Here is a 13,343-nt window from a genome sequence, read left to right on the forward strand (position 1 = left end):
CTACTCCCATTCTTTCTATCTTTTTAAATACTCTGTATCTTGTGGATTCATATTTCCCGAAATCGCTTTATCTCTATCTTCTGTATGTTCAGTTCCTGACCGATGATCTTCTATCTTGATGATCTTACCGTCACTGATATGGAACACTCTGTCCGCATAGGTCGCGAGATGATTATCGTGAGTTACCATGACTAATGTTTTCTTCTGCTGCCTTACTACCTGCTGCATCAGTTCCATGACCTCTTCCGATGTATGGGAATCCAGATTTCCCGTTGGTTCATCCGCAAAAATAATCTTCGGATCTACCACAAGCGCTCTCGCTACACCGACTCGCTGCTGCTGTCCGCCAGACATCTGGTTTGGCATATGTTTCTTATGCTTTCCAAGATTTACAAGATCCAGCATCTTATCCGCTTTTTTTAATCTTACATCTTTCGGGACTCCTCGAAAGCTCAACGGCAGAGCTACATTTTCCACCGCATTCATAGTCCCCAGCAGGTGAAAAGATTGAAAGATAAATCCTACATTGTCCCGCCGGAACTTTACCAACTCTTCTTCGTTCTTCTTTTCGATATGCTCGCCGCTGATGATGACCTCGCCTTTTGTCGGTTTTTCAAGCCCTGCCAGCATATTCAGAAGGGTCGATTTACCAGATCCTGATGTTCCGACAATCGCGCAGAACTCGCCCTTATAAATATTAAAGTCTACGCCATCTAAGGCACGCACGACTTCATCACCCACGCGGTAGAGTTTATACAGATTCTTTACCTCTATGACTTTTTCCATATACCCTCCCTCTTGGTTTATGTTTAATTCCTTTATATACATTGTTATACAGATTTTCTCAATTATATATTACATACGTTCATTAAAACATAAAAAAAGAAATACTTCCGGTAGAAATTATGAAGTATTTCTTAATTTTTATGTTTCATGTTTAATTTGTCAGGAAGATATATTATACTGTTTCTCCCTCTCCTTCCTCATTAAAATTTCCTCTATAAGCTAACACTCACTTACTCTCTCAAAATATTAAACAGACTTTCTGCCTCATAAAATACAGTTTCTTGGTGACTATAGTGAGGCTTTCGCAGGAACGAACACACCAAGTCCCCGCACACAACTTCCGCCTGAACTTTCTACATCGCGAGGATTAATGGCAGGATTTTCGTTATGCCTGCGAGTATAATTCAGTTTTCGGAGCACTGTCTGAGCCGAGTTTGCGGAGAAAACTGTAATATATGACGCAGCAGGCATATAAAATCCTGTCTAATCTGAGCGATATAAAAAGTCATCTTTTCATTTTAGGACTGAATATCAATGATGCGAGATATCCGAATATTAATGCTGCGCTGATACCGACTGCACTGGCTTTGAATCCTCCCAGGAACACTCCGATGAATCCTTCCTGATCTACAGCATCTTGGACCCCTTTCCAAAGAAGGTTCCCAAACCCACACAATGGTACGCTCGCACCAGCTCCGGCAAAATCCTGGAATGGCTGATAGATTCCAATCGCTCCAAGAACTGCCCCGCTGCACACTAGAAGTACCATGATACGCCCTGGCATTAGTTTTGTCCTATCCAGCAGAATCTGCGTCAGAGCACAGATGATTCCGCCTATAATAAATGCTTTTATATAATCCATATCTGTCTCCTCTCCATTTCGAAAACCAAAGATCCACTTATATTCTAAGCTTCATGCTCCAACACAATCGCGTGGGCAATCCCCGGCACACTTGCACCTTCGTTGTAGCTGACCGTAGACATGAGTGCTCCTGTAGGCACAAATAACACACGTTCCCATTCTCCCCGTTCGATTTTGGGAAGAATATATGCTGAAAGTACCGTTGCCGCGCACCCGCATCCGCTGCCTCCCGCATGGGTGTCCTGGGTCTGCTGATCAAAGATCGTCATGCCACAGTCCAGGTGTTTTCCACGGATATCATAACCTTTTTCAAGCAGCAGATCAAAAAGAATGCTCTGTCCCACATATCCGAGATCTCCTGTAATAATCCGGGAATAATCTTCCGGCGATCTTCCAAAATCCTGTAAATTCTGCCAGATCGTATCACAGGCCGCCGGCGCCATACACGCTCCCATGTTCTGCGAATCTTTCAGACCGTAATCCACAATTTTTCCCACTGTCAGACCACTTATCCTCACATGGCTCTCCTTTTTCCCCACAAGAAACGCTCCACTTCCAGTCACAGTCCAGTGTGCAGACAATGGTCTTTGATTCGCATAACTTAGTGGAAAACGAAATTCTTTTTCCGCACTTCCAAAATGACTGGAGGTCACTGCAAGTATATATTCGCCATATCCTGCTGCCACACTCATAGATGCCAATGCCAATGCTTCTCCCGATGTTGAACACGCCCCGTAAAGCCCGAACATCGGAATCTGCAGTTTTTCCACTCCCATGCTCGTTGCAATTCCCTGTCTTAGAAGATCCCCGCCAAACAGATACCGTACCTGATTCTGGCTGACATGTGCCTTCCCCATGGCAAGCAGACAGGCTTCCCTTTGCATCGTGCTCTCCGCTTCCTCCCACGTATTTTCTCCAAACAAATCACTTTCTCCGACCAGGTCAAACATTTCTCCAATCGGCCCTGCTCCTTCTTTTTTCCCGACAACAGATGCACTGCTGATAAGATAAGGCGCCCGGTCATATGCTATACTCTGCGCTCCTTTTACTAATTTCATGTATTCCAACTCCCTTTTCTTTTTCAAAGAATACAAGTAGTATGTTTCTTTTTCTGGCAAAATATTCCCCTGATCCGATTATTTTTTCTCCATTACTGAATCTTTCCAATATGATATTCCTGTCCCAAAATCCGCATCACGATTCTCGATACAATATCCACAAGTAAAAATCCAAATACGATCATCAGACAGGTCTCCACCAGGAGAATCATATGTTCTATGGCAAGCGTCATGTTCTGCTTCACACAGCCGTACATCATATAATAAAGATTGGCTCCCGGCATCAGCGGAAATACAGATGCTGTCAGAAAGATTGTGGACGGCGCTTTATTTATTCTGGCCATTACAAATGCATACATTCCCACAAATACAGATGCCAGAAGCATTCCGAACAAATAACTGCCGCCGAATTGTCTCACGATCAGATAGACTGTCCATGTCAGAAATGCTCCGATCCCTGAATAAATAACTTTTTTGCCGCGTATCTGATAAATTCCAGCCAGTCCGATACTTCCGACTGACACCGAAACCGCCTGCACAAATATATTGGAGTTCAGCACTGCTCCTCCCACATTTCCACCGCCATGCAACATTTTCATTGCTAAAGCAATTCCAAATGCAATTCCGAGGGCTCCAAGCACAGAATTCATAATCTCCAGAGCTCCGGAAGTAAAGTTTCGCTGAACAACGTCACGCAGTCCATTGATCACGCCAAGAGTACTGATCAGCACCATGACAATCCCGATCATAATACGATCCGAATGAATTGCAACTCCCATTTTTTCTGCTAAAAGTATCACCATCTCTGTTACAAATGCAAGGACTAGATTATAAATCATTGGATTCTTTTCCTGTTTTCCAATCCAGTATCCGGTAAGTGCCATTGCGGCCGAAGCAAAAACGGCTACGATTGCATCATTTCGTCCTCCTCCGAAAAAAATTGCAAATGAAGTTCCACTTACGATCTGTGCCAGCATCATAAGTGGAAATGCAAGTACTTTACTTTTTGCAATTTTTTCATAACGTTCCTGAATCTCTGCTTGTTTCGGAGTATTGGCACAAACATATCTGGACAAGTCATTAAGCTGATCCAGTTTATCATAATGAGGACTTGTCATTTCAATATAACGAATCTGTGTGATAATCTCTCCTTCGGGCGTCTCCACCGTCATTTGAATATTGATCTGCGAAGCATAGACATCACTTCGCACAAATCCATAACTTCTGCACATGCGATACAGACTGTCCTCCACACGAAATATTTCTGCCCCGCTTTTCAACAGCTCTTCTCCAATATTTAATATTTCCTGCACGATCCGGTTATAATCCATCTGCTTATCCCCTTTTTATCAACATTTATCATTCGAATTTCTATCGTTCCATTATAAAGCTTTCCTATTTTCGATACAATGTAAAAAGGTAGTATTTCTTACCAATCTATGATAGAATGTAAATAAATTTGTAGAAAGGTTTATCATTTACATGCACACTTTTTTATTTCTTTTATGCATTATACTGGCTTTAGTATGTGGCACATACGGCATTGCAGTCCGCGCTATTGGCTCTGGTACAGCATTTTTCGCAGTCTGGTTCGTTCTGGCTGTCTTTTTTATATGCGTTGCTATTGGATTTCATTTTAATCTATGGAAAATGTTCCCTGATATTCTAAAAAAAGGAATTGTCATTATATTGGCCGGTTGTCTGGCATCTTTCCTTATTATTGAAGGACTAATCATAAGCCAGATGCATGTAGCGGGTCCTGATAATCTGGACTATCTTATCGTGTTAGGTGCACAAGTCTATAAAAATGGTCCAAGCCCGGTTCTAAAATTTCGACTGGACAAGGCTTATGAATATCTGTCTGCAAATCCGGAAACCCGATGCATTGTCACCGGAGGCCAGGGATCAAACGAACCCTTTACAGAGGCAAGCTGCATGGCAGATTATCTGGTGAAGCGCGGAATTGATTCCGGGCGCATTATTCTGGAGGATAAATCAACCACCACTGCCCAGAATCTGACTAACAGCATGAAACTGATTTCTGCAGATACGATAAATCACGCACTGGATAGCAACACAACGAATACCGTTGGAATTTTGACCAATGATTTTCATATGTTCCGCGCTATGCAGATTGCTCGGGCGCAGAAGATACCAAACGCTTACGGTATTTCCTGCGGCTCCACGAAAGTATATCTGCCGAACAATATGTTCCGGGAATATTTTGCAGAAATCAAATTTCTCCTAAAACAACTTACAAAGCATTTTCAATAATTCTGATACATTGACCGGTTTTGCCAGATGTCCATTCATTCCGGCATCGGTCAATGCTTTTCTGTCTTCCTCAAATGCATTTGCAGAAAGTGCAATAATTGGAATATTTGCAAGATCCGAATCTTCCAGACTTCGGATCTTTTTCGTTGCCATGTAGCCATCCATGACCGGCATCTGAATATCCACGCTTCTCTGGCGCTACTCTCCTACAATTTTATTTTTTCAAATCGGTATTTTTGCCGGATCTTTGGATATTTTTCCTGATCCACCTCACTCATAAACATATCATACGGTCTGGCACATATCTTGAACGGCGGATACATCCCCTGATAAACGACCAGCTTCTCTCCCGTCTCCGTATGCTGCGCAAATGCCAGAACCTTGTATAAGTATTCCGAAGTTTCAGAAGACACCCACTCCCGTTTAAAATGCTGCACAATATCTCCTACAAGAATGTCCCGCTCCGGCACTTCTCCTACTGCCGGATTTTTTTGCTCCTGTGGTTCTGTGTCCAGTTCCATATATTCATCCTTGTCCAACGAAACCGGAACCCCGGATTTTCCCTCAATGTGTACACCACCGTACCAGGTTCCTGTGATTTCAAAAATATCTCCCAAGTCGTACTCGGAAGAATACTCATCATTTTTCTTAATAATTCTTACTCTTGGCATATTTTAATCTCCTTTTTTCATCAATCTTTAATTCCGCAACCATAATCCAGTAATGATTGAAAAATTTATTCACGAAAAAAATCCCTTTATTTTGTAGCTCAATTTTACATTACAATGCCTGCAAATTACTTTGTTCTTCGTGCTGACATCATATATCGTAATTTTACCACAAAACAAGGGGATTTTTTCTTTTTTTACTTAAACTCTACCACAATTTTTCTTCCATCTACAATGTTATCATACAGGCTGTGTACTACATTTTCTGCGTTATCAGATCCGATGAATTCCGAATCACCGTCTCAAGCGGAACACTTTCCTTTTTCGGCGCTGTGAAATGCCTGTAAACAGACACTCCACATACGCTTACCACAATGAAAACTAACACCACAAATCCAATCTTAATTTTTTTCTTCATACTCTTACTCCTCGTCTTTCCTGTAATTTTTCTTTTGTCTTATCTTTGATACCAATTTTTTTGCTGAACTTTGGATTTTTCTCTATTTTTTCTATCACCCGTATCAGCCGTATTCTGTGTTCTGCATTCATTTACACACCGCCTTAATTACTTGTTCTTGCTGTCTTTCGATGATTCCAGTATAATAACTTAAGACATGATGATACATATTCAATAAAGAGTAATAAATATTGATATTCTGCGTATTTCGGGAAATATGGACTCATCACAAATTTTGATAAAGGATTTATATAAATTATGGGGAAACAATCAACGCGTGAAAATAAGACAATCTATCAGTTATGCCGGGAAGAAAAAGAACTCACCCGCGAGAAAGCAAGTGAGCTGATGGCAGGAGTTTCTTCCTCCCGGATTGAAAAAATTGAATACGAAACACAGGAGCCGACTCCTTACGACGTCGTGCAGATGGCGGACTGCTACAAACGCCCGGATCTTTGCAATTACTACTGCTCCCATAAATGTGCCATCGGGCAGCGCTACGTTCCGGAAGTGGAAGTCGGCGAACTCTCCAATATTATCTTGGAGACAATTGCCTGTCTCAATGAAATCAATCCACTCACCGGCAAACTGATCCAGATTGCCCGAGACGGGAAAATCTCCGATGACGAGATTAAAGATTTCGCATTTATCAGCCAGAAGCTGGATGAGATTTCCCTCGCCGTAGATTCCCTGAATCTCTGGGTGGATAAAACCGCCAGCGAAAATGATCTGAATGTCACACTGCTGCGGGAAGAAAAAGAACGGTTGAAAAAACATGGAAAGTAAGAACTATACATCTACTTTATCTTCCGCCGAAATGAAATGTATTTTAATGTGAATTGTAAAAAGGTAACAATGTACAAAATCATTAATATACTAAACACACTTGCAAGTACATATCCTCCGTGTCCTGCCATAGCATTGTATCCATTCACAACCAAACAGCAGAAAATCACAATCAGTGGAATTACTCTTCCCCGGAAGATCCGGTTCATCATATCCAGTCTCGATTCATCATCGCAGAATATCTCTTCTTCCCTGGACATCTGTGCTTCCGGTTTTCTGAAATAACTGTATCCTGCAAATTCCAGAAGATACTCCCAGCCGCAGTCTTCAAACATTTTCACATATTCCATCTGGTTTTTCATGCCTTCCTGATTATAATCCAACTGATAGATCACTTTCTCAGGCTCGCATTTTTCAAATGTATAGATTCCAGGCATTGTTACTCTTTTGAATTTCCAGCCTTTCTGATGCATTCTGCTCAGATAACGGGCTTCTTTTTCATAATCCATAATTGAAAACCAGCGAAGTTCCTTTTTTGTCTCACTCATTACAATACCTCCTGTGCGTTGCGATACAATCTTTGAATCCGTTTCAGCTCCAGTTCCAGTACTTCCATTCCAAGCTCCGTAATCTGATAAATCTTGCGCTTATCTTCCTCTCTTACGAATTCAATCAATCCGTCCTTTTCCATCTTTGACAAACTTCCATACATGGTTCCCGGACCGAGTACCACTTCATTGTCTGTCATTTCTCTTACCTTCTGTACAACTCCATACCCGTGATTCGGAGAGCGCAGGCATAACAAGATGTAAAATCCTGTCTCCGTCATCGGAACATAAACCTTTTTAATATGTGCGTCCATAATTCAATCCTTTCAGTGCGATACATCGTACTTCGATATAGTTAGTATATCGCACCGTGATATATGTGTCAATAAAAAAACGAGGAGCATTTCTACTCCCCATAACTTATCATCTTTTTACACTTCTCTTATCGGCTCCTTTTTGGCTCCTTTTTGGCTCTTTTTTAGCTCCTTTATCGGCTCCTTTTGGAGACTTGCTGTCCGCTATCTAAAAAAATTTTCACACCACTTTCAAAATCTTCCATATCCAATACCCCACTCCAAGTACCCAGCTTGAAAAGATTCCATATAATATCACCGGACCTGCTATGGTAAATATCTTGCAGCCGATTCCCATGACCTGTCCTTCTTTCTGATATTCGATTGCCGGTGCCGCCACGGAGTTTGCAAATCCGGTAATCGGAACCAACGCTCCTGCGCCGCCCCATTTTGCGATCTGCGGATAAATGTTAAATCCAGTGAGCAAGACGCTTAAGAGAATCAGAATCATGGAAGTCCAGCCTGCGCTGATGTCTTTTTCTATTCCAAGGTGCCTGCAATAATTCAAAATGCCCTGTCCAATTGTGCAGATAATGCCTCCTGTAATAAATGCTTTGAGCATATTGAGTGGCAGATTGTGTACCGGCGTCTTCTGCTTGACGTAATTCTTATATGCTTCCTGTTGCTTTTGTTTATCCATGTTCCTCTCCTTTCTTTTTCCACATGACTTTCCTGTCAATGAACGCTTTTTTCGATTCGTCCCTGCCTTTGAACGGCAAAGTATTCTTTCAAGAATGCCTCGGCATTATTACTGTCCCCAGTGATTTGCAAAAAACAAAAGCGCACCCACAGTCTTTCCGACTGCGATTCCAAGTATGAGATATGGTACGCTTTTTATGATCTTCATACGCCGGATGAAGATTGGAAATACATTCAACATTTCTGCAAGTGCCATCGCCCAGCATCCCACAAATATTCCACTAAGAATCCCGAACACTGCTGCCAATATATTCCCACCGGGTATGGATATGTGAAACACCCAGAAAATATTCGCCAGTATTCCACCCAGCGCCACGCTGTCCTCGTAGAGCAAAATGTGTTCGCCTGTGTGGGTGCGGTCTGCAAAATCGGACACAACACCTAATTCAATGACAAATGAAAAAAGTCCGCTGGCTACGATCACACCTGCACTAAGACCGATGACTGCCAGTAGGATATTTTGTGCCCACATCTACTTCCTGCTCCTTTCTGGAAATGTTTTCAATCAAAGTCGTCTGAAGATCATTCTCATACAGACGCATTTCCACTTCTATCGGAGTTGGATCTACGGAAAATCTCCTCTTTCCAAAATGATTGAAAAATGTCAGAATTCCAATGGCAATTCCGATACTGTACGTAAATTCCAGCACTGTAAATCCATCACTTTTTGTTCCTGTTACCAGTTCATAAATCTGACTGAACATTTTTGTCACACCGACGTCATTATTGAATGCCATAATGGAAAACGCCGCCCCCATAAAACTAATCAGTACAACTTGACTTGTTTTTAAAATGTGCCAGACACCGCCCACGCTTTGCTGTTCCTCATAAGTGATGATAAAGTCCTGCTCACCCAGATTCTGAACTTCAATCTCCGGATATTCTGCATGTATACATTCGATAACTTTCAAAATGGAAACCGCGACACGATTTTGTGTCTTTTTATCAACTCCATGAAACCGCAGAAGTTTGATTGTCTTAAGCTTCGGCAGAACTGTCGGATTTGCACATTCCATGGACAGAATATCCCCTAATTTTACACACGGATCCGTGACTTCCACATTCCGGTCTGCCTTTATATAAACAGTCTCTTTACTGGCAGCCATATACAGAACCTCCCGACACCCCAGCTGTTAAATTCCGTCCCCAGTCCTCTGTCTTTGACATATTTTCACTATATGGCATAGATGTATCTATCTTAGTCGTATTGGAGCTATATAGAACCCTTACATCTCCCTGTGCATCTTGCGCGCCTCTCACCAGCGTTCCTTCCGTCACGTCTCGCTCTTTGCCAAAATCGCCAAAATAATACGCACAGCCTGCCACTATTGCCAGAATCACTACCGCAATGAGGCAGATTCTAAGTCTTTTTCTCGCTTTTTCTAATTGTTCCTGCACATTTTTCACACCTTTCTTACACTTTCTTTCGCCATAGTTCCATTCATTTCCACACTGGATCCATTGCAGTTATCGTCGTCTCTTTCCCTATGCTAAATGAAATATTTGCGAAACTCTTTATTTAAATGTTAGTATGTCGGCTTTCCATGAAAATATGCATTTTTAAGCTGTCCGAGTATTTTCTTTTCCATTCTTGAGACCTGAACCTGTGAAATTCCAAGCTCGCGTCCGACCTGGGACTGGGTCTGCTCCGCAAAATAGCGCAGATAAATGAGTCTTTTTTCGTCCTGATTCAACACTCCAAGAAGTTCCGTCAGAACTATATGATTCAGAACCTGCTCATGTTCTTCGCTCTTTTCCTCAAGCTTGTCCATGAGACGGATTTCCTGTCCGTCTTTTTGATAAATAGGTTTATGCAAGGACTCGACGTCTCCGCCTGCATCCAGTGCCATGACCAATTCCTCCTGCTCGACTCCCAGACGCTCTGAAAGTTCTCTCACAGTCGGTTCACGCCCCCACTGATTCTGTAAATCTTCTTTCAACAAATATGCTTTGTACGCCAGTTCTTTTAAAGAACGGCTGACTTTTATCATGCCGTCATCCCGTAAGAAACGTTTGATTTCACCGGAAATCATCGGCACAGCGTAAGTTGAAAATTTCACATCGTAGCTCAGGTCAAATTTGTCGATTGCTTTAATCAGACCGATATTTCCAATCTGAAATAAATCTTCCGTTTCTACACCCCGGTTATGGAAACGTTTCACTATACACCAGACAAGTCCTGCATTTTCCTCCACCAATCGTGCTCTTGCTTCTTCATCTCCTTCGTGGGATCTCTGAATCAGAGCGATTGTGTGGTCCATATTTTCCTTCCTTTTCCGATGATTTTCGACATTTTTACAAGTGTCCCTTTGCCCGGCGTTGATTCCACTTCCAGACTGTCCATAAATGCTTCCATAAAGGAAAATCCCATGCCGGATCGTTCCGCTTCCGCTTTTGTTGTAAAAAGTGGTTCCATTGCCTTTTCAACATCTTCGATACCTTTTCCAAAATCTTCAATTTCCACAAAAAGCGTCTGTTCTTTCGTTCTGCACCGGATACAGATATTATGTACTTCTCCTTCATATCCATGTATGATTGCATTTGTCACAGCTTCCGACACTGCTGTTTTTACATCAGATACTTCCTCCACTGTCGGATTAAGCGATGTCATAAATGCTGCTACCGTCACCCTGGCAAATGATTCGTTGCTGGAACGGCTGTCGAAGATAAGTTGCATTTCATTCGTGTGATCCATTTACTGATCCTCCTCTATGATTTCCATTATTTTTGTCACACCGGACATGGTTAATATTTTTTTGACACGCTCATTTGCGTGGGCTGCACAGATTTCTCCGCCCAGCATATAAATCTGTCTGTAACGTCCCATGATCATTCCAATCCCCGAACTGTCCATAAAATCTGTCTCCGCAAAATCAAATATGATGTAACGGATATGATTTCGTATGATCAGATGGTCGGATTCCCGGCGGATTTCCTCCGCATTGTGGTGATCCAGTTCGTGGGGGAGAAAAATTGTGAGACAGTTTTCCTGTACTTGATATTTCAATTTTCGGCCTCCTTTTTTTATAAATCTTGTTTCTATACTTTTTCCATTCTACACACCTGGAAATCATATAGTTCACCAAAGGCACGTTCGCACTACCTTCCGCTGGCAGCGGTACATAAGGCGCCAAAGGACACCGCCTAAGTACCGGCCGCTCCAGAGTACCTTTTTGTGAACTATATGATTTTCAGGTGCTGAATGTACTGGCTAATCGCGAATATACTTTAGCTTTATAAAAACATATTTTCTTGCCTCTACGTGTGTGAAGCTTTAGCTGCCTTATAGGAATCCGCACAGTCGCAATTTCTATATGCAGCCTATAATAATTATCAAAAATGTCAAAAAAGAGGGTACGTGGGTTAACGTATCCTCTCTTGTAAGTTTGGTTTTATTTAGTTATTTTTCTAATTGTTTAAAGCTATTTCTTAATTATCGTTGTCACTGTTTTTTTTGGTGTCGCCGGATTTTTTGCTGTCGCTGTTGTCAGTATTTCCGCTCTGAGCGTCGAGCGCCTGCTGTGCCTGGGTGGCTACATCGGTGTCCGGCCAGGTTTCAATGATTTTCTGATAAGTCGTGTTGGCCTTATCCTGATCACCTTTTTTCTCGTAACCTTGTGCCAGAAGGAGCATCGCTGCACCATCGTTGTAGCTTTCATCCATCTGCATAACTGTCTCGAGACTGGAAATCACTGTATCATACTCACCTGAATCGTAAGCTTCTTTTGCGGCTCTATATTGCTTTTTGCAGGCATCCGGATAAATCTTTCCGGTCAGTTCATCGAATTTTGCTCTTCCGACAGCTCCAAGAGAATCTGCATTGACTTTCATAAGTTCTTCTGCCATGGCAGCATTACTCATATCTTCGGATTTATAATGCTCTGCAATATTCATGACGACTTCATAGCTGTCTTGTGTTGAAGCTGCAGTTGCCTGTGCATTTTCTGTCTCTTCACTGCTGGCCCGATAAGTTTCCAGTTCTGTCTTCAGTGCGCTGATCTGGGATTTCTGTTCTGCGATCTGATCACTAAATGAAACGGTCTGCTTATTCAATGCTTTTTTCTCTGACGAATGAATCGCCGGCATGATCAAAAACCACATCACTGCAACACCGACCAATACACCGACTGCAATATTCGCAACCGTGTGAATGCTGGCCTTTTCTTTAATCCCGGTCGGCACCGGCTGAATAATGCTTTCATTTCCAAGCTGGTATTTAACCGTTTTCTGCTGATTTTTTGCAGACTGCCTGACACTCATCGGACGTTCTTTTCTTATCTCGGTAAGTTCATGCATGTAACGGATTGTCTTTTCATCTGTTGCATCCAGTCTGTGTACTTTCCTGAGTATCTGTCTCGCACTGGCATACTGCTCGGTCTTAATATAAAGCAATGCCAGAAGCTGGTATGCCTTGACGTAAGTCGGGTGTGCTGCTACTGCTTTTTTTAACTGGATGATTGCAAGATCTTCTCCACCCTGTCTTGCATATTCCAGACTTTGATTGTATCGTTTGACTGCCTGGTTGATCTCTTCCAGTTCTCCCGGCGTCTCCTGTACTTTGCTGATAAAATAACTGGCTATATTGTCTTTTGATTGAAAATTCTTGCTGAGGATCCACTCCACCAGCGCTTCGATCACATCTCCACGCCCGTAGTAGACAAGTCCCAGAAGATTTCTGGCGGCCAGGTTCGACCGGTTATACTGAAGACTTTTCTTCAGTGATGTAATCGCACCGGACATATCCCTTACCTGGGCTTTTGCCAGTCCGTCATTGTACCAGTAGTTAGACTGGTACGCTAGTTTCACTGTGTAGTCCATATATTTATATTCCCTCTTATTTTCTATCTGTATC

20 protein-coding genes are annotated in these 13,343 nt (G+C 42.3%); 2 read left to right on the forward strand and 18 right to left on the reverse strand.

Annotation, left to right across the window (positions count from 1 at the left end):
- Positions 1-15 precede the first annotated feature (15 nt).
- From C7E02_RS12120 to C7E02_RS12135, 4 genes are all read right to left on the reverse strand, one after another.
- A complete protein-coding gene (locus C7E02_RS12120) occupies positions 16-786 on the reverse strand; it encodes an ABC transporter ATP-binding protein (RefSeq protein ID WP_227275359.1) in 771 nt (256 codons plus the stop codon).
- Positions 787-1,291: 505 nt separating this feature from the next.
- Entirely contained in the window at positions 1,292-1,648 is a 357-nt protein-coding gene (gene spoVAE / locus C7E02_RS12125; protein ID WP_005332426.1) for a stage V sporulation protein AE, read from the reverse strand.
- 44 nt (positions 1,649-1,692) lie between these two features.
- Complete coding sequence (locus C7E02_RS12130) at positions 1,693-2,706, reverse strand: stage V sporulation protein AD (protein WP_105309849.1); 1,014 nt, start codon at positions 2,704-2,706, stop codon at positions 1,693-1,695.
- Between the two features lie 92 nt (positions 2,707-2,798).
- A complete protein-coding gene (locus C7E02_RS12135) occupies positions 2,799-4,037 on the reverse strand; it encodes a threonine/serine ThrE exporter family protein (RefSeq protein ID WP_105309675.1) in 1,239 nt (412 codons plus the stop codon).
- A 151-nt stretch (positions 4,038-4,188) separates the two neighbouring features.
- Here C7E02_RS12135 and C7E02_RS12140 point away from each other — a divergent pair, with 151 nt between their 5' ends.
- Positions 4,189-4,980, forward strand: coding sequence for a YdcF family protein (locus C7E02_RS12140; RefSeq protein ID WP_022278733.1), 792 nt, complete (start codon positions 4,189-4,191; stop codon positions 4,978-4,980).
- Here the strand turns inward: C7E02_RS12140 and C7E02_RS12145 are convergent.
- The 4 genes from C7E02_RS12145 to C7E02_RS20095 all read right to left on the reverse strand — a co-directional run bounded on the left by C7E02_RS12145 (position 4,951) and on the right by C7E02_RS20095 (position 6,197).
- On the reverse strand, positions 4,951-5,166 hold the full coding sequence (locus C7E02_RS12145; RefSeq protein WP_306418651.1) for a response regulator: 216 nt from the start codon (positions 5,164-5,166) through the stop codon (positions 4,951-4,953). The genes C7E02_RS12140 and C7E02_RS12145 overlap by 30 nt on opposite strands.
- 20 nt (positions 5,167-5,186) lie before the next feature.
- On the reverse strand, positions 5,187-5,651 hold the full coding sequence (locus C7E02_RS12150; RefSeq protein ID WP_022278735.1) for a DUF1653 domain-containing protein: 465 nt from the start codon (positions 5,649-5,651) through the stop codon (positions 5,187-5,189).
- 253 nt (positions 5,652-5,904) lie between these two features.
- Entirely contained in the window at positions 5,905-6,066 is a 162-nt protein-coding gene (locus C7E02_RS12155; RefSeq protein ID WP_242978811.1) for a hypothetical protein, read from the reverse strand.
- Positions 6,063-6,197 (reverse strand): hypothetical protein, encoded by a 135-nt coding sequence (locus C7E02_RS20095; RefSeq protein WP_005332445.1) that lies wholly within the window; start codon positions 6,195-6,197, stop codon positions 6,063-6,065. The genes C7E02_RS12155 and C7E02_RS20095 overlap by 4 nt, the downstream gene beginning before the upstream one ends.
- A 166-nt stretch (positions 6,198-6,363) precedes the next feature.
- On the opposite strand from C7E02_RS20095, the gene C7E02_RS12160 reads away from it, so the two are divergent.
- Positions 6,364-6,891, forward strand: a complete 528-nt coding sequence (locus C7E02_RS12160) for a helix-turn-helix domain-containing protein (protein ID WP_105309676.1) — start codon at positions 6,364-6,366, stop codon at positions 6,889-6,891.
- An 11-nt stretch (positions 6,892-6,902) separates the two neighbouring features.
- On the opposite strand, the gene C7E02_RS12165 is transcribed toward C7E02_RS12160, so the two are convergent.
- From C7E02_RS12165 to C7E02_RS12210, 10 genes are all read right to left on the reverse strand, one after another.
- Entirely contained in the window at positions 6,903-7,439 is a 537-nt protein-coding gene (locus tag C7E02_RS12165; RefSeq protein WP_022278741.1) for a DUF2812 domain-containing protein, read from the reverse strand.
- Positions 7,439-7,753 carry a PadR family transcriptional regulator gene (locus C7E02_RS12170; RefSeq protein WP_005339073.1) on the reverse strand — a complete coding sequence of 105 codons (315 nt, stop codon included), beginning with the start codon at positions 7,751-7,753 and terminating at the stop codon, positions 7,439-7,441. Before C7E02_RS12170 ends, C7E02_RS12165 begins: the two co-directional genes overlap by 1 nt.
- A gap of 220 nt (positions 7,754-7,973) precedes the next feature.
- Positions 7,974-8,432 carry a SpoVA/SpoVAEb family sporulation membrane protein gene (locus C7E02_RS12175; RefSeq protein ID WP_029731210.1) on the reverse strand — a complete coding sequence of 153 codons (459 nt, stop codon included), beginning with the start codon at positions 8,430-8,432 and terminating at the stop codon, positions 7,974-7,976.
- A 108-nt stretch (positions 8,433-8,540) separates the two neighbouring features.
- Entirely contained in the window at positions 8,541-8,963 is a 423-nt protein-coding gene (locus C7E02_RS12180) for a stage V sporulation protein AB (protein ID WP_029731209.1), read from the reverse strand.
- A complete protein-coding gene (locus tag C7E02_RS12185) occupies positions 8,923-9,597 on the reverse strand; it encodes a stage V sporulation protein AA (RefSeq protein ID WP_105309677.1) in 675 nt (224 codons plus the stop codon). The genes C7E02_RS12180 and C7E02_RS12185 overlap by 41 nt, the downstream gene beginning before the upstream one ends.
- A complete protein-coding gene (locus C7E02_RS12190; RefSeq protein WP_242978813.1) occupies positions 9,584-9,889 on the reverse strand; it encodes a hypothetical protein in 306 nt (101 codons plus the stop codon). Before C7E02_RS12190 ends, C7E02_RS12185 begins: the two co-directional genes overlap by 14 nt.
- Positions 9,890-10,017: 128 nt before the next feature.
- The gene (gene sigF, locus C7E02_RS12195) at positions 10,018-10,752 is read right to left on the reverse strand and encodes an RNA polymerase sporulation sigma factor SigF (RefSeq protein WP_022278747.1); all 735 of its coding nucleotides are present in this window, start codon (positions 10,750-10,752) and stop codon (positions 10,018-10,020) included.
- Positions 10,731-11,186, reverse strand: a complete 456-nt coding sequence (gene spoIIAB, locus C7E02_RS12200) for an anti-sigma F factor (protein ID WP_005332456.1) — start codon at positions 11,184-11,186, stop codon at positions 10,731-10,733. Before spoIIAB ends, sigF begins: the two co-directional genes overlap by 22 nt.
- Positions 11,187-11,498: an STAS domain-containing protein gene (locus tag C7E02_RS12205; RefSeq protein ID WP_005332457.1), complete on the reverse strand. Its 312-nt coding sequence runs from the start codon at positions 11,496-11,498 to the stop codon at positions 11,187-11,189. It abuts the gene before it with no gap.
- Positions 11,499-11,920: 422 nt separating this feature from the next.
- Positions 11,921-13,309, reverse strand: a complete 1,389-nt coding sequence (locus tag C7E02_RS12210; protein WP_105309679.1) for a tetratricopeptide repeat protein — start codon at positions 13,307-13,309, stop codon at positions 11,921-11,923.
- Positions 13,310-13,343: the final 34 nt, after the last annotated feature.

Origin of the sequence: Dorea sp. Marseille-P4042 (assembly GCF_900290215.1) — a bacterium.
Classification (GTDB): domain Bacteria; phylum Bacillota; class Clostridia; order Lachnospirales; family Lachnospiraceae; genus Dorea; species Dorea formicigenerans.